General features: G+C 66.3%; 11 protein-coding genes. 5 read left to right on the top strand and 6 right to left on the bottom strand.

Annotated features, from left to right (window positions below; genetic code table 11):
* Positions 1-48: 48 nt before the first annotated feature.
* Entirely contained in the window at positions 49-366 is a 318-nt protein-coding gene (locus QPK31_RS07740) for a hypothetical protein (protein ID WP_290422373.1), read from the top strand.
* Entirely contained in the window at positions 363-2,465 is a 2,103-nt protein-coding gene (locus QPK31_RS07735; RefSeq protein ID WP_290422372.1) for an ATP-dependent helicase, read from the top strand. Before QPK31_RS07740 ends, QPK31_RS07735 begins: the two co-directional genes overlap by 4 nt.
* Before the next feature lie 50 nt (positions 2,466-2,515).
* On the opposite strand, the gene QPK31_RS07730 is transcribed toward QPK31_RS07735, so the two are convergent.
* From QPK31_RS07730 to QPK31_RS07720, 3 genes are all read right to left on the bottom strand, one after another.
* Positions 2,516-2,689 carry a hypothetical protein gene (locus QPK31_RS07730; RefSeq protein ID WP_290422371.1) on the bottom strand — a complete coding sequence of 58 codons (174 nt, stop codon included), beginning with the start codon at positions 2,687-2,689 and terminating at the stop codon, positions 2,516-2,518.
* Positions 2,690-2,791: 102 nt separating this feature from the next.
* Complete coding sequence (locus QPK31_RS07725; RefSeq protein WP_290422370.1) at positions 2,792-3,616, bottom strand: Sir2 family NAD-dependent protein deacetylase; 825 nt, start codon at positions 3,614-3,616, stop codon at positions 2,792-2,794.
* Positions 3,609-4,250 (bottom strand): phosphohydrolase, encoded by a 642-nt coding sequence (locus tag QPK31_RS07720; protein WP_290422369.1) that lies wholly within the window; start codon positions 4,248-4,250, stop codon positions 3,609-3,611. The genes QPK31_RS07725 and QPK31_RS07720 overlap by 8 nt, the downstream gene beginning before the upstream one ends.
* Positions 4,251-4,397: 147 nt before the next feature.
* Here QPK31_RS07720 and glpD point away from each other — a divergent pair, with 147 nt between their 5' ends.
* A complete protein-coding gene (gene glpD, locus QPK31_RS07715; protein WP_290422368.1) occupies positions 4,398-5,942 on the top strand; it encodes a glycerol-3-phosphate dehydrogenase in 1,545 nt (514 codons plus the stop codon).
* A 252-nt stretch (positions 5,943-6,194) separates the two neighbouring features.
* Here glpD and QPK31_RS07710 read toward each other — a convergent pair whose 3' ends face one another.
* The gene (locus QPK31_RS07710) at positions 6,195-8,852 is read right to left on the bottom strand and encodes a M1 family metallopeptidase (RefSeq protein WP_290422367.1); all 2,658 of its coding nucleotides are present in this window, start codon (positions 8,850-8,852) and stop codon (positions 6,195-6,197) included.
* A gap of 180 nt (positions 8,853-9,032) precedes the next feature.
* Between QPK31_RS07710 and QPK31_RS07705 the strand changes: the two genes are divergently transcribed.
* Both QPK31_RS07705 and QPK31_RS07700 read left to right on the top strand, forming a co-directional pair.
* Positions 9,033-9,656: a glutathione S-transferase family protein gene (locus tag QPK31_RS07705; protein ID WP_290422366.1), complete on the top strand. Its 624-nt coding sequence runs from the start codon at positions 9,033-9,035 to the stop codon at positions 9,654-9,656.
* 139 nt (positions 9,657-9,795) lie between these two features.
* Positions 9,796-10,143 carry a DUF4870 domain-containing protein gene (locus QPK31_RS07700; protein ID WP_290422365.1) on the top strand — a complete coding sequence of 116 codons (348 nt, stop codon included), beginning with the start codon at positions 9,796-9,798 and terminating at the stop codon, positions 10,141-10,143.
* 236 nt (positions 10,144-10,379) lie between these two features.
* Here QPK31_RS07700 and QPK31_RS07695 read toward each other — a convergent pair whose 3' ends face one another.
* Both QPK31_RS07695 and QPK31_RS07690 read right to left on the bottom strand, forming a co-directional pair.
* On the bottom strand, positions 10,380-11,237 hold the full coding sequence (locus QPK31_RS07695) for a CheR family methyltransferase (protein ID WP_290422364.1): 858 nt from the start codon (positions 11,235-11,237) through the stop codon (positions 10,380-10,382).
* Positions 11,225-16,156, bottom strand: coding sequence for a response regulator (locus QPK31_RS07690; protein ID WP_290422363.1), 4,932 nt, complete (start codon positions 16,154-16,156; stop codon positions 11,225-11,227). Before QPK31_RS07690 ends, QPK31_RS07695 begins: the two co-directional genes overlap by 13 nt.
* Positions 16,157-16,275: the final 119 nt, after the last annotated feature.

The raw sequence follows: 16,275 nt of genomic DNA, 5'->3' as shown, positions 1-16,275 counted from the left end.
TTCTTTTTTCTAAGTTGAACCGATTTTTATCCGCACGCGTATAAATGCGTGCAAGTCATTGATTTTGCAGAGCTTCGACCTTGCCCGCCGTTTGGGCATTTTATTGAAAGCCGCATCCAGACGCGCTTTCGCGATGTCAAGCCCCGCCTTTTCCACAAAGTTATTCACAAAGTTTGTGGATATCCAGAAAAGTTCTTTAATTCCACAGACTTAGCACAGACTCTTCGCAAGCCGTTTGAACTAGGTAAAAAGCGAACGCGGCCTTTTTACGACAGCTTCGCCTGCCGAGTACCAAAAATGCACTTGCGCGAGCTTACTGGACAGATATACAGTTGCGCTGGTTCATCATTGCCACTTCTTCCATGACCGCCGCTGTTGCCGACCCTGCCGCCGACCTTCCTGCCGCCGCCGCTGCCGACGATCCCTTCGCCAGCCTGAATCCCGACCAGCGCGCCGCTGTCGAGCACGACATCGGCGCCGCCCGCACGCGCCCCTTGCTGGTGGTGGCCGGGGCCGGGTCCGGCAAGACGAATACCCTGGCGCACCGCGTGGCGCGCCTGATCATAGGCGGCGCCGACCCGCAGCGCATCCTGCTGCTGACCTTTTCGCGGCGCGCCGCCAACGAGATGAGCCAGCGCGCCGGTAACGTGCTGCAGCGGATCATGGGCCGCAGCAATGGAACCGTCACGCTGCCCTGGGCCGGCACCTTCCACAGCATCGGCGCGCGCCTGCTGCGCGAGTTCGCCGGACGCATCGGCCTGGACGAATCGTTCACCATCCACGACCGTGGCGACTCCGAAGACCTGATGGGCATGGTGCGCCACGAGATCGGCCTGACCGGCACCCAGAAGCGCTTTCCGCTGAAGGGCACCTGCCTGGCGATCTATTCACGGGTCGTGAATTCGCGCGAGCCGCTCGACATGGTCTTGCAGAGCACCTTCCCCTGGTGCACCGAGTGGGAGCCGGAACTGAAGCGCCTGTTCGGCGCCTACGTCGACGCCAAGCAGGAGCAGAACGTGCTCGACTACGACGATCTGCTGCTGTTCTGGGCCGACATGGCCTCCGACGCCGAGCTGGGACAGGAACTCGGATCCCTGTTCGACCACGTGCTGGTCGACGAATACCAGGACACCAACCGCCTGCAGTCGAGCATCATCACCGGCATGAAGCCGGACGGGCAGGGCGTGATGGTGGTCGGCGACGACGCCCAGTCGATCTATTCCTTCCGCGGCGCCACGGTGCGCAACATCCTCGACTTCCCGCAGCAGTTTTCGCAGCCGGCCGCCATGATCACGCTGGAACGCAACTACCGCTCGACCCAGCCGATCCTGGACGCCTCGAACGCCGTGATTGCCGCCGCGCTCGAGCGTCACGCCAAGACCCTGTGGACCGACAAGGTCGCGACTGCCTTGCCACAATTGATCCTGATTCCAGACGAAGCCGAGCAGGCGCGCTGGGTCTGCAACCGCATCCTGGAACACCGCGAGGCCGGCATCAAGCTCACCCAGCAGGCCGTGCTGTTCCGCGCGGCAAGCCACAGCGCGGCGCTGGAACTCGAGCTGATGCGCCGGAATATCCCTTTCGTCAAATTCGGCGGCCTGAAATTCCTGGAAGCCGCGCACATCAAGGACGTGCTGGCCGTGCTGCGCTTCGCCCAGAATCCGAACGGCCGCATGGCCGGCTTCCGCGTGGCGCAACTGATTCCCGGCATAGGCCCGGCCATCGCCACGCGCCTGCTCGATGCGGTGGCCGAGGCACCGGAGGCGCTGGCGGCCGTCGAAACCTTTGCCGTGCCGGCCAAGGCGCAAGGCGACTGGCAAGCCTTTGTCGAACTGTACCGGCAATTGCGTACGCCCGGGCTGCGCTGGCCGGCCGACATCGAGCTGGCCAGGAACTGGTACCAGCCGCATCTGGAACGGCTGCACGACGATGCACCGGTGCGCGCCGCCGACCTGGAACAGCTGGCGCAACTGGCTGGCGGCTATGGCAACCGCGAAAGCTTCCTGGCCGAGATCACGCTCGACCCGCCGGAAGCGACGAGCGACCGCGCCGGCCCGCCGCTGCTGGACGAGGATTACGTGATCCTGTCGACGATCCACTCGGCCAAGGGCCAGGAATGGAAATCGGTGCACGTGCTGAACGTGGTCGACGGCTGCATTCCGTCGGACATGAGCACCGGCAGCGCCGAGGAAATCGAGGAAGAGCGGCGCCTGCTGTACGTGGCGATGACGCGCGCCAAGGAGCACCTGCACCTGGTGGTGCCGAACCGCTTCTATGTGAAGCAGCAGGCGCAGATGGGCGACCGCCACATGTATGCGGCGCGCACGCGCTTCGTCACGCCGGCCATGCTCAAGCATTTCGAGGAGTGCGTGTGGATGACGGCGGACGTGGCGCAATCGCGCAAACCCATGCCGGACAGCGTGCGCATGCTGGTGCGCGACCGGGCCAGGAATGCGTGGAAATAATTGTCGTAAATAAGCCGAAACTGAGTCTTCCGAACACCTGATTTGATGACTTATCCCCCGCGCAGCTGCTCTGTAGGAATTTTCTGATAGGGCTGCGCAACGCTAGAAGGGTGTTTGTGCAGGTCCTTGATTTTAAAGGGACTTATTTTTGCCTTCGGAACGGGCATTTTGTTGAAACCCGCATCAATACTGCGCTTGCGGCTTGTCAAGGTGTGCTTTTCCACATACTTATCCACATTTCTTGTGGATATCGATGTAAGTCTAATAAAATCAAGGATTTACAGCCGAACCCTGCAGGCTGCATGAAAATCGCAGTGTGGCTGCCTTCAGCGCGGCTTTGACATCGCCTGCTCGATGCGTCCGAGGGCATCGAGAGCGCCCAGCGCCAGGCCCACGCCGGCACAGCTGTCCAGCTGCGGCGCGCGCGGATTGATGCGTACCAGGGGCGCCCGCTGCCGCTCGCTCATGCGGCGCACCGAGGGGATATCGACACCGGCGCCGAGCTCGATCACCACCAATTTACCGATGCCGGCCCGCCAGCTGTGCAGGCGGGCAAACTGGGCGTCGGTGCGGCTCTCGACCCAGCCGCTGTCGTTGAACATCAAAATGTTCGGCCGGGCCAGCGCGCCGCAGTGCGGGCAACGCGGCGGGTCGTTCAGCAGGCGGCAGGCAATCGCATCGACCTCGGGCCGGAAGGCGCCGGCCGGCCAGATCGCATCGCTGCAGGGCCGCGTGCATTGCAGGTGGTGGATCGAGCCATGGCATTCGACGATCCGGTCCTCCGCGAACCCTGCGCGCGCGAACTGGCCGTCGACATTGCTGGTGAAGACGAAGGCGCCGCCCGGCTTGGCGCGCGCCATCTCCAGCAGCAGGCGAAAGCCCGCGTGCGGCACCGTGTTGCGGTACAGGTCGAGACGGTGGCCATAGAAGCCCCAGCCGAGTGCGGGGTCGGTACAGAAGCTGGCGGGATTGGCGATCTCGTGGAAGGGAATGCGCGCGCTGCCCAGCGCCGGATAGGCTTGCCAGAAACCGGCGTCGCCGCGGAAGTCGGGCAGGCCGGAGTCGACGCCCATGCCGGCCCCGGCGCAGACCAGGAGGGCGTCGGCGCCGTCGATCAGGGCGGCGGCTTGGGCGATGTCGTGTTCAGGCACGTTCGCCCTCCCTGACTAGTCGGCTCAGGCGTTCCAGCTCGGCAAGAAAGCGCTCGCAGGCCAGGCCCGGCGGCCAGGGTTCCCAAGGCTTGCCGCCATAGACGGCAGCCAGCGGGTCGTCCTGCAGCACGGCGGCGCGGATCTTGAGGGTGCGGCGCACTTCCTCGCGCGACCAGCCGGCCACGTGCACCGCCTCGCTGGCGGCGGCCAGGCGGTCGGCGCGCTTGTGGCGGGCGTGCTCGCTTGCCGTCCAGGACGGCAGGCCGTAGCGCAGGAACACCACATGTTCGAGGCGCTTGGTGAGCGCGCGGAAGCCCTCGCCCAGGAAGGGCTTGATGACGGACAGTGCGTCGAAGCCGAGCAGGCCTTCCTCGGCGTCGTGCAGGAGTTCGCGCAGTTCCAGCAGCGGGTCGACCCGGCCGCCGAGCTCGGCGCGCTGGAGCAGCATCACCGTGATCGAATGCTGGGCCACCGACAGCGGCAGCGGCCAGGCCGAGTGCCCGCCCCAGCGGTAGGTGCGGGCCAGGCCCAGGGCCAGGTCGGCGTCGTCCCAGTCGAAGGGCGTGGGGTTCAGCAAATCGAGACGCTTGCCCGAAGGCATGCGTACCCAGGCGCGTTGCTGCTCCATCAGCATCGCACCTTCCGAATCTGTTGCTGCAGGTATCTCATCATCATGCTGGGATTCTACACATCGGCCGGGACATCCGCCGCCGTTGATCTGTGCGAACATGGGGCAGGGCGGCAGACCTACACTGGACCGGTTGCGTTTGCGGAGCGTTGAATGGACCACATCGATTGCGACCTGCTGATTGTCGGCGGCGGCATCAACGGCGCCGCCATCGCGCGCGATGCCGCCGGGCGCGGCCTGCGCGTGGTGCTGTGCGAAAAAGACGACCTGGCCCAGCACACCTCGTCGGCGTCGAGCAAGCTGATCCACGGCGGCCTGCGCTACCTCGAGCACTACGAATTCGGCCTGGTGCGCAAGGCGCTGATCGAGCGCGAGGTGCTGCTGCGCAGCGCGCCGCACATCATGCGGCCGCTGCGCTTCGTGATGCCCCACGATCGCGGGGAGGACGGCGGCAACCGGCCGGCCTGGCTGATCCGCGCCGGGCTGTTCCTCTACGACCGGCTGGCGCGGCGCGAATTCCTGCCGGGCTCGCATGCGGTCGATTTGCGCGCGCATCCGGCCGGCGCGCCGCTGCAGGCGCGCTATACGCGCGGCTTCCTGTATTCCGACGGCTGGGTCGACGATGCGCGCCTGGTGGTGCTGAACGCGGTCGATGCACGCGAGCACGGCGCGACGGTCCTCACGCGCACCCGCTGCCTGGCGCCGCAACGCCATCGGGCGCACTGGGAGGCGACCCTGGTGCATGGCGAGGCCACGACCAAGGTGCGGGCGCGCTGCCTGGTGAATGCGGCCGGGCCCTGGGCCGCGCGTTTTCTCGACGGCTGCGCGCAGGGGGCGGGCGGCGCCGCGCTGCGGCTGATCAAGGGCAGCCACATCCTGGTGCCGCGCCTGTTCGAGCACGACCACGCTTATCTCTTCCAGCATCCGGATGGACGGATCGTGTTTGCGCTGCCTTACGAGGGGGCGTTCACGCTGATCGGCACCACCGACGTCGATTACACGGGGGACCTGGACCAGGTGGCGATCGACGCCGGGGAGATTGCGTATCTGTGCCAGCTGGCGAACCGCTACTTCGTGCGCGCGGTGACGCCGGGCGATGTGGTGTGGAGTTATGCGGGCGTGAGGCCGCTGGTGCAGGACAGCGCCGGCGCCGCGGCGGCGGTCACGCGCGATTTTCGGCTGGACACGGATACCGACGGGGCGCCGCTGCTGTCGGTGTTCGGCGGCAAGATCACGACCAGCCGCAAGCTGGCGGAGCAGGCGGTGGACTGGATCGCGCCTGTGCTGGGCAAACGTGTGGCGGGATGGACGGCGGCGGCTTGCCTGCCGGGCGGGGATGTGTTCGGGGAACGGCCGGACAAGCGGGGCGTGCTGGAATTCGGGACCTGGACGGCGACCCAGGGCGTGCGCTATCCGTGGCTGCCGCCGGCTTTGTTGCAGCGGTATGTGCGGGCGTATGGGACAAGGATCGACCTGCTGCTGGCGCGGCGCAATGGGATGGCGGACATGGGGGAGCAGGTGGCGCCGGGCCTGTACGCGGCGGAGATCGATTATTTGATGGAACAGGAGTGGGCAACGCGGGCGGAGGATGTGCTGTGGCGGAGGAGCAAGCTGGGCTTGCATGTGGGGGCGGGGAGCGTGGGGCGGGTGGGGGAGTGGATGGGGGCGCGGCGGATGGGGCGGGTGGAGGTGGGGTAGTTGCGCTCAACCCGGTGCGCACGCGTTAATGGGGCTGTTGCCTGGGCTGTTATTGGTAGGTTGGATCCGCGTGGGCACGAGTGCCCACCCTACGGGAGACGTTATGTATCCGGGTTTCGAATGATCACGCATTCGCGGCGAGGTTTTTGTAAGAACTCGCCTATAACGGTGTCCGTACGGTGGGCACCCCGTGCCCACGCGGATGATGCGTACCACTAACGGCTCACGCAACAGCGCCACGAACGACGAAAGTCAAATGCCTTTGCGCGCCAGCCACCCATCAATCTCCGGCACCCGCTGCGCACGCACCTTCAGGCGATCCTGGATCGCCGCAATCGCCGTCTCCGCATCGCGCCTGGCCTCCGGCGCCAGGTTCGCCTCGGCATACTTGCGCACCTTGCCGACCATCTCGGGATTCGTCGACCCGCGCGCCAGCATCGGGAAGAAGCGGCTCCTCGAACTCGCATCGATGCGCGCATTCACCGCCGCCATGTTCGCCACCGCGAAATCGAAGGCCAGGTCCGGATGGGTCTCGGCCACCGTCGAGATCATCTCGGCCCCGATCGTCTCCCCCGGCTCGCCGGTGATCGCCAGCGCCAGCGCGCGCCCCGCAAGGGCCGGGTCGTCGGTCGTAGCCAGCAGCCCGTACAACGTGTCGCGCACCAGCGGCGAGGCTTCCGCGCGGGCGGCGGCGCGCAGCGCGTCCCAGGTCGGCGCGTCGGCATGCTGGGCCACGACGGCCAGGATGCTCTTCTTCAGCGCCGGCGGCACGGCTTGCGGGTCGTTCGCCATGGCGGCATGACGGCGCCGCGCTTCCGCCAGCGTCGCCGGGTCGCCCAGGTGGCCGAGCACCTCGATCAGCTGCGCGCGCAGGTTGGTGCGCGGCGTGGCTTCGCCGTCGACGGCGGTCCAGCCGATGTCGGCCATCACCGGCGCCAGGCGCGCCAGCGCGAACTTGTCGAAGCGCGCCTGGCCGGCGGCGTCGCCCGCGTACTGCGCATGGATCCCGGCAAAGGTGGCGGCGACGCGGCCCCAGACCTGCGGGTCGGCGTGCGCCGGCGTGGCCTGGGCCAGGTCGAGGAAGCTGGAGGCCGGCTGCAGGCCGGCCATGCCGAGGGCCCAGCTGTCGGCCAGCAGGCCGAGCTGGTCGATCGGCGCCAGGCCGGCGAAGCCGCCCGCCAGCTGGGCAAAGGCCTTCGGTGCATACAGCGTGCGGTAGTAGCCGCTCTGGCCGGCGTTGACGATCACGGCGCCGCAGCCGGGCAGGCTGACGCTGCCCTTGCCGCCGGCGACCAGGGTGCGGCCCTGCGCGCTCGATCCGGCGATCTGCGCGATCACCGGCACGCGCCAGGACAGCGGCTTGCGCTCGGGCTGGTCGCGCGAGAACTCGCCCTGGGACAGCGCCACCGTGCTGCGTCCGTCCTTGCACACCGGGTCGGCCACGCGGATCAGCGGCACGCCCGGTTGCAGCGTGAAGTCGTGGGCGATGGCCCTCACCGGCTTGGCGGCGGCGCGCTCGATTTGCCGCCACAGGTCGTTCGATACCGTGTTGCCGTAGGCATGTTCGCGCATGTAGGCCCGCACGCCGCTGCGCCAGGCATCCTCGCCGACGTAGGCTTCGAGCATGCGGATCACGGCTTCGCCCTTCGAATAGGTGATCTCGTCGAAGGCCTGGCTGGCCTGCTCCACGGTCTCGACGTGCTGCACCACCGGGTGGGTGGTGGCCACCGAGTCGCGCGCCATGGCGCCGTCGCGCACGCCCTCCGCGCCCAGCGCCGTGTTCCACTCCGGGTGCAGGCGCGCCGTGATGCGGCTTTCCATCCACGAGGCGAAGCCCTCGTTCAGCCAGAGGTCGTCCCACCACTGCATCGTCACCAGGTCGCCGAACCACTGGTGCGCCATTTCGTGGGCGGCGGTGATAAAGATTTCCTGCTTGTCGGACTGGGTCGAGATCTTCGGGTCGAGCAGCAGCGCGTATTCGAAGGTGAACACCGCGCCCCAGTTTTCCATCGCGCTGAAGAACTGGCTGCGGCCAGGGCCGGCCACGTTGTCGAGCTTCGGCAGCGGGTAGCGCACGCCGAAGTAATCGTTGTATTCGCGCAGGATATCCTTCGACGCGTCCAATGCGAAGCGGGCCTGCGGCAGGGCGCCGCGGCGCGTCACCACGCCCAGTTCCGTGCCGTCGACGTTCGCCGTGGCGCGCTCGAAGTCGCCCAGCGCGAAGAACAGCAGGTAGGTCGACATCTTCGGCGAGTCGGCGAAGCGCACCCGCACCCGGCCATCGGCGAGCGTGTTCGAGGACTGCACCGGCATGTTACTGACCGCCATCTCGCCGGCCGGCACGGTGGCCTCCAGCGCGAAGCTGGCCTTGTAGGCCGGCTCGTCCCACGACGGGATCATGCGCCGCGCGTCCGAGTTCTCGAACTGGGTGAACAGGGCGCGCCGCTTGCCGCCTTCGCTGTCGTAGTCGAGCGCGAACAGGCCGGCGGCCTGGCTGCCGATCACGCCGCTGTAGTCGAGCGTGAGACGGTAGCGGCCCTTGGCCAGCGGCCTGGGGAAGCGGAAGGTCGCGGTCTGGGCCGCGTCGTCGACGGCGATGCTGGCGTCCTGGGCGGCGCCCTTGTCCGATGCCAGGCTGGCGCGCGCGAAGCTCAGTTCCGCCGCGTTGAGCGTGATGCTGCGCGTCGGCGCCGCGACCTCGAGGTCGATGCCGACACGGGCTGTGAAGCGCGCCGACGCGGCATCGGGCGTGAGCGCGATGTCGTAGTGCAGCGGGCGCACGCCGCGCGGCAACTGGGTCGTGCTCTCGGCGGCAGGGGCGGTGGATGGCCTGGATGCGGCAATGACGGGGGCGGCCGCGCCGCCGGCAAGGGCCAGGGCGACTGCGAGGGAAATCAGGCTGCGGTGCATGAAGGTCTTTCGTGAAGTGGTCCGTGCCGGCGACGCGCAATGGTAGCCGTGCGCGGGCATCTTGCGGCTTAATACGGTTGATGTCAATCGGTCAACCCGCCCGCGCCACAAGCCGCCGTGTGCGCTATGATCCTGACAGGCCGTCCTGATACGGCCACCGACAATCACCGAAGGAGACCCATGAAACTCTACATCAGCAGCCATGCGCCGAACCCGCGCCGCGTGAACATGTTCATCGCCGAAAAGGGCATCACCGGCATCGAGACCGTGATGATCGACCTGATGAAGGGCGAGCACCGCAGCGAAGGCTACCTGGGCAAGAACCCGCTGGGCCGGGTGCCGGCGCTGGAACTCGACGATGGCCGCGTGCTGAGCGAAGCGCGCGCGATCTGCACCTACCTCGAAGGCCTGCATCCGGAACTGAACCTGATGGGCGTGGACTACGACGAGCGCGCCTTCATCGAGATGGCCGACCGCCGCATGGAACTGCACCTGCTGCTGGAAACCGCGAGCGCCGCGCGCCACACCCACCCGGCCCTGGCCGCGCTGGAGCAGCCGCAGTTCGCCGACTTCGGCGCGGCACAGGGTGACAAGATGCGCATCACCGCGCGTTGGCTCGACCAACTGCTGGCGCGCCAGGAATATGTGGCCGGCGCGCGCTTCACGGTGGCCGACATCACCGCCTTCTGCGCGCTCGAATTCGGACGCGGGCTGCTGAAGTTCAGGCCGGGCGAGGAGGGCATGGCCCATTTGCAGGCCTGGCGCGACCGGATCGCGGCGCGGCCATCGGCGGCCGCGAAATAGGGCCGCGCTGCGGCGCGCATAAATAGTCGCTGCGTCGTGACAATCTGATAGTTTCTATTTTGCAACGATACGTATAATGTGCCGGATCATCGGGCCCGGCCCGGTGAACCCCACCATTATCTAATCGAGGAGAAGCAGAATGGAACACACCCCCGTCGCGACGACGCAGACCGGCGACAAGACGCTCGCCATCCTGGTGCACATCGGCGCGATCTTCTTCAGCTGGCTGGCGCCGCTGGTCGTCTACCTGATCAAGAAAGGCAGCGGCGACGAATTCACGACGGCGAATGCACGCGAGGCGCTGAACTTCCAGATCACGCTGGTGATCGCCTACGTGGTCTGCTTCATCCTCTCGTTCGTCCTGATCGGCATCTTCCTGCTCTGGATCGTCATCCTGGCCAACCTCATCCTCTGCATCCTGGCAGCGGTCAAGGCCAGCAACGGCGAGACCTACCGCTACCCGATGACCCTGCGCCTGGTCGGCTGACAGGGACGGTTGTTCGCGGCCGCGCAGCGACTGCGCGGCTTTTTTTTCGCGTTGCGTGTTGGCGCTTGGCGTGACCGGAGTTGTTGGCGGATGTGCGGTAGGGTGGGCGCCCCGTGCCCACGCGTGACGTTCGCATGACGCCGGCTTTAAGCGTGGGCACGGGGCGCCCACCCTACCAAAGCATCGCCTCGGGCCACCATGGACCGTATCGGCTCCTGGATGGAATCGACCTGTAATTACGCCACGCGCTTGTACCAGCCCGGATAGCCCAGCAGCTGGTAATCCCCCACGATCGCGTCGCCCGGCACCAGCGCGCAGGCGATGCCCAGCACTCCGAAACGCGCCAGGCTGTCGTGGAACAGGCGCAGCGCGCGCTGGCGCAGCATCGGGCCGAAATCGCGCAGGTCGCGGCAGCAGACGATTGCCTGGAACTCGTTGAACGAGGCGTCGGTCACCAGGTTGTGGCCGGCCCAGGTGATGCGCGCGCGCAGCTGCGGCAGCAGGACAGCACGGCCATCGCCGACCTCGAAATAATCCGCCAGCCGGCCGCTGCCGCCGCCTTCCCGGTAATGCTGCTCAAGCACCGGCAAGGTGTCCGCGTCGAGCGAGGCCGTGCGCATCCCGGCCAGCAGCTCCTCGTTGGCCACGGTGGCAAAGATCTCGGTGCGCGCCAATACCCCTTCCTCGTGCAGCAGGATGGCCAGCGTCCAGGCCTGGCCGGGACCGGCGCATTCGGCCAGCCACACCCTCGGCACGGCGGCCGAGCGCAACGACTTTCCCAGCAGCTCACGCGCCTCCCTGGCCCGGGGCGGATCGTCGAACAGGTCGGACGGCGGGCCGGCCAGCGCACGCAGCACGCCGGCTGCGGCGCCGGATTCGTGCAGTACGCGTTCCTGCAGGCTCGACACCGTCTTCAGCCCGCGCTCGGCCATGACCGCGCACAGCGTGCGCCGCACCAGCGCGCGGTCGTAGTCGCGGAAATCGTGGCCGTGGCGCTGGTAGAGAGCGTCCAGCAGGAGCGCGATCTCCAGCTCTTCGACCGCCGGATCGGCGGCGAAGCTGGACGACAACACCGGCGCGTTCAATGCAGCCACACGCGCATCAGCGACAGCAGCTGGGCCACATCGACCGGCTTGGTGATGTAGTCCGAGGCGCCGGCGGCGATGCACTTGTCGCGGTCGCCCTTCATCGCTTTCGCAGTCAGGGTGATGATCGGCAGCGACTTGAATTTCGGGATGCGGCGGATCGCGCGCATCGTGTCGTAGCCGTCCATCTCCGGCATCATGATGTCCATCAGGACGATCTCGATGCTCGGGTCCTTTTCCAGCACTTCGATGCCGTCGCGGCCGTTCTCGGCGAACGACACCTGCATCTGCTGGCGCTCGAGCAGCGAGGACAGGGCGAAGATGTTGCGCAAGTCATCGTCGACGATCAGGACCTTGCGCCCGGCCAGGCCGCCGTCCTGGGCGTGGATATCTTCCAGCATCTTGCGCTGCAGTTCGGGCAGCGAGGCGTGCGAGCGGTGCAGGAACAGCGCCGTTTCATCGAGCAGGCGTTCCGGCGAGCGCGCATCCTTGATCACGATGGTCTTGGCGTACTTCTTGAGCTTCGTGACTTCCTTGCGGTTCAGTTCCTGGGCCGTGTAGATCACGATCGGCAGGTCGCGCAGTTCCGGCTGCTTGCCGATCTGGTCGAGCAGCTCGAAGCCGGAGATGTCGGGCAGGGTCAGGTCCAGCACCATGCAGTCGAAGTGCGAACCGGCCAGTGCTTCCAGCGCCGACTTGCCGTCGACGGCGGTGACGATGCGCAGGTCGGCGTCGCCGATCAGCGACACGATCGATTCGCGCTGGGCCATGTCGTCTTCCACCACCAGCAGCGAGCGCTTGCCGCCCATCAGGAACTTCTGGATGCGCGTGAATTCTTCCTGCAGCGCCTCGCGCTCGACCGGCTTGTTCAGGTAGGAGATGGCGCCCTGGCGCAGCGCGCGCTCGCGTTCGCGCAGGGACGACATCACGTGCACCGGGATGTGGCGCGTGCTCGGGTCGCGCTTCAGGCGATCCAGCACCGTGAAGCCGTCGATGTCGGGCAGGTCGATGTCGAGCAGGATCGCCGACGGCAGGTAGTCGCGCGCGAGCGACAGGGCCGAGTCGCCGCGGTGGGTGACGATGGCCTTGAAGTTCTTCTCGCGGGCGTATTCCAGCACCACCTTGGCGAAGCGGTCGTCGTCCTCGACGATCAGCACCGACGGGTCGCCCGGGGCGATCAGGGCGCGGTCGTCCAGCATCGAGGCGTATTCGACCAGGCCGCTGCCGGCCGGCGCCGGCACTTCGATGGTGGCCACGGCGCCGCCCTCGGCTTCGCCCGTGCCGAATGCCACGGGTGCACTCGGCGCCGCCGCTGCGGCTGACGAAGCGGGTGGCGCCAGGCGTGCCTGCTGCGGCTGGCGCGTGCTGGCTTCATAGTTGATGAAGCCGGCGCGGTTGTAGGGCAGGTAGAGCGTGAAGGTCGAACCGGCGTTCACCACCGACTCGACGCGGATCTCGCCGCCCAGCAGGCGCGCCAGTTCGCGCGAGATCGACAGGCCCAGGCCGGTGCCGCCGTACTTGCGGGCGGTGGAGCCGTCGGCCTGCTGGAAGGCTTCAAAAATAAGCTGCAGCTTGTCCTGCGGGATGCCGACGCCGGTGTCGCTGACCGAGAAGGCCAGCACCGCGTCCGCATGCAGCAGGTGCGGGTGGTCCGCCGTCCAGCCGCTGGTGACCAGGCTGATGTTCAGCGACACCTGGCCGTGGCTGGTGAACTTGAAGGCGTTCGAGAGCAGGTTTTTCAACACCTGCTGCAGGCGCGTGGTGTCGGTCATCACCGCGGTCGGCAGGTTTTCCGCCAGGTCGACGTGGAAGCCGAGGTGCTTGGCTTCGGCCATGTGGCGGAAGGTGCGGTCGACGTAGTTGCGCAGGTTCGAGAAGCGGTACTCCGACACGTCGAGCGTGACGGTGCCGGACTCGATCTTCGAGAGGTCGAGGATGTCGTTAATCAGGGTCAGCAGGTCGGAGCCCGAGCCGTGGATGGTCTTCGCGAATTCCACCTGCTTGCCGGACAGGTTGCCCTCCGGGTTGTCGGAGAGCTGCTGGGCCAGGATCAGCAGCGAGTTCAAAGGCGTCCTCAGTTCGTGCGACATATTCGCCAGGAACTCGGACTTGTACTTCGAGGACAGGGCCAGCTGGGTCGCCTTTTCTTCCAGTGCCAGCTTGGCTTGCTCCACCTCGCGGTTCTTGCGTTCCACCTCGATGTTCTGCTCGGACAGCAGGCGCGCCTTTTCCGCCAGTTCCTGGTTGGTCTGCTGCAGTTCCTGGGCCAGCGACTGCGACTGGGTCAGCAGCGACTCGGTCCGGCTGTTCGCCTCGATCGTGTTCAGGACCACGCCGATCGATTCCATCAGCTGGTCGAGGAAGGAGAGGTGGGTTTCGGTGAAGCGGTCCAGCGAGGCGATCTCGATCACCGCCTTGACCTGCTGTTCGAACAGGATAGGCAGCACCACGATGTTGTTCGGCGGCGCCGAGCCCAGGCCCGAGGACACCACGATGTAGTCGCGCGGCACGTCGGTCAGCCAGATGCGGGTCTTCTCGACCGCGCACTGGCCGACCAGGCCTTCGCCCGGCAGGAAGGAGGTCGGCAGCTTGCGGCTGGAGCGGTAGCCGTAGGAGGCGATCATGCGCAGGCGCGCGTCGTCGTCCTGCGAATCCATCATGTAGAACACGCCGTGGTGGGCCGAGACCAGCGGCGCCAGCTCGGACAGGATCAGTTTCGTCACCGCCTGCAGGTCGCGCTGGCCCTGCAGCAGGCGCGTGAAGCGCGCCAGGTTGGTCTTCAGCCAGTCCTGCTGCGCATTCTTCTGCGTGGTTTCCTTCAGGTTGCGGATCATCTCGTTGATGTTGTCCTTCAGGTAGGACACCTCGCCGCGTGCTTCCACCTGAATGGAACGGGACAAGTCGCCGCGGGTCACCGCCGTTGCGACTTCACCGATCGCGCGCATCTGGTTGGTGAGGTTTGCCGCCAGCTGGTTGACGTTCTCGGTCAAGTCCTTCCAGGTACCGGCGACACCCGACACATTCGCCTGGCCGCCCAGCTTACCCTCGGTACCGACTTCGCGTGCCACACGGGTCACTTCGGATGCGAACGACGACAGCTGGTCGACCATGACGTTGATGGTGTCCTTCAGTTCCAGGATCTCGCCCTTCACGTCGACGGTAATCTTCTTCGAGAGGTCGCCGCGCGCCACGGCGGTGGTCACCGCCGCGATGTTACGCACCTGGCCGGTCAGGTTCGACGCCATGAAGTTGACGTTGTCGGTCAAGTCCTTCCAGGTGCCGCCCACGCCCGGCACGTAAGCCTGGCCGCCCAGCTTGCCCTCGGTACCGACCTCGCGCGCCACGCGCGTCACCTCGGATGCGAAGGAAGACAGCTGGTCGACCATGACGTTAATGGTGTTCTTCAGTTCGAGAATCTCGCCCTTCACGTCCACGGTAATCTTCTTGGAGAGGTCACCGTTCGCCACGGCGGTGGTCACCTCCGCGATGTTACGCACCTGGCCGGTCAGGTTACCCGCCATCGAGTTCACGCCGTCGGTCAAGTCCTTCCAGGTGCCCGCCACGCCCGGCACGTTGGCCTGGCCGCCGAGACGGCCTTCGGTACCGACTTCGCGCGCCACGCGCGTCACCTCGGATGCGAAGGAGTTCAACTGGTCGACCATCACGTTGATGGTGTTCTTCAGCTCGAGAATCTCGCCCTTCACGTCGACCGTGATCTTTTTCGAGAGGTCGCCGTTCGCCACGGCGGTGGTCACGTCGGCGATGTTGCGCACCTGGCCCGTGAGGTTACCCGCCATCGAGTTCACCGAGTCGGTCAAGTCTTTCCAGGTGCCGGCCACGCCCTTCACCTGCGCCTGGCCGCCCAGCTTCCCTTCGGTACCGACTTCGCGCGCCACGCGCGTGACTTCGGAGGAGAACGAGGACAGCTGGTCGACCATCACGTTGATGGTGTTTTTCAGTTCGAGAATTTCGCCCTTCACGTCCACGGTGATCTTCTTGGACAGGTCGCCGTTCGCCACCGCGGTGGTCACGGTGGCGATGTTACGCACCTGGCCGGTCAGGTTCGATGCCATGAAGTTGACGTTGTCGGTCAAGTCCTTCCAGGTGCCGCCGACGCCCGGTACGTAGGCCTGGCCGCCGAGTTTCCCTTCGGTGCCGACCTCGCGCGCCACGCGCGTGACCTCGGATGCGAAGGAGCGCAGCTGGTCCACCATGACGTTGATGGTGTCCTTCAGCTGCAGGATCTCGCCGCGCACGTCGACCGTGATCTTCTTGGACAAGTCGCCGTTCGCCACGGCGGTCGTCACTTCCGCGATGTTACGCACCTGCGAGGTCAGGTTGCCCGCCATCGAGTTCACCGAGTCGGTCAGGTCCTTCCAGGTGCCGGCCACGCCTTTCACCTGCGCCTGGCCGCCGAGCTTGCCCTCGGTACCGACTTCGCGCGCCACGCGCGTGACTTCCGACGAAAACGACGACAGCTGTTCCACCATCGTGTTCGCGGTGGTGGCCGCGCGCAGGTACTGGCCCTTCAGCGGGTGGCCGTCGACTTCGAGCGCCATGGTCTGCGACAGGTCGCCCTTGGCCACGGCGCCGATGACGCGCGCCATTTCCGTGGTCGGACGCACCAGGTCGTCGATCAGGGTGTTGACCGAGCTGATGATGGTGCTCCAGCCGCCCACCACGCCCGGCACGTCGGCGCGCTGGGTCAGGTGGCCTTCGCGGCCGACCACGCGCGACACCTCGGTCACGGTCTCGACCATCTTCTGCTTGGTCTCGATGATGTCGTTCAGCGTGTCGGCGATCTTGCCCGAGACGCCGGTCCAGTCGGACGGCATGCGTACCGAAAAGTCGCCTTTTTTCAGGGCCATCAATGTCGCCAGCAAGAGCTTGACGTCAAGCTGTTCGGCCATGTCGGTCATCGTGTTCATCGACGGAAAATCCTTGTTTTGGAAAGTAAAGGTGATGCGGCTCGGATAGGCGGACTGGGGCGGCGTGACGCCAGGCAGGGCGCCTTCTACGAATGTAGGAAACTGTTAAACGGAAATTA

The sequence above is a fragment of the Massilia sp. YIM B02769 genome (genome assembly GCF_030411995.1).
Classification (GTDB): domain Bacteria; phylum Pseudomonadota; class Gammaproteobacteria; order Burkholderiales; family Burkholderiaceae_D; genus Telluria.
The sequence above is the reverse complement of the archived record's forward strand: the minus strand, read 5'-3'. Positions and strand labels throughout refer to the sequence as shown.

Excerpts from the sequence above, each read along its gene's own strand:
- QPK31_RS07735 (WP_290422372.1), top strand. The coding sequence starts at position 363 with ATGACCGCCGCTGTTGCCGACCCTGCCGCCGACCTTCCTGCCGCCGCC.
- QPK31_RS07700 (WP_290422365.1), top strand. The coding sequence starts at position 9,796 with ATGGAACACACCCCCGTCGCGACGACGCAGACCGGCGACAAGACGCTC.
- QPK31_RS07720 (WP_290422369.1), bottom strand. The coding sequence starts at position 4,250 with ATGCTGATGGAGCAGCAACGCGCCTGGGTACGCATGCCTTCGGGCAAG.
- QPK31_RS07690 (WP_290422363.1), bottom strand. The coding sequence starts at position 16,156 with ATGAACACGATGACCGACATGGCCGAACAGCTTGACGTCAAGCTCTTG.
- QPK31_RS07710 (WP_290422367.1), bottom strand. The coding sequence starts at position 8,852 with ATGCACCGCAGCCTGATTTCCCTCGCAGTCGCCCTGGCCCTTGCCGGC.
- QPK31_RS07705 (WP_290422366.1), top strand. The coding sequence starts at position 9,033 with ATGAAACTCTACATCAGCAGCCATGCGCCGAACCCGCGCCGCGTGAAC.
- glpD (WP_290422368.1), top strand. The coding sequence starts at position 4,398 with ATGGACCACATCGATTGCGACCTGCTGATTGTCGGCGGCGGCATCAAC.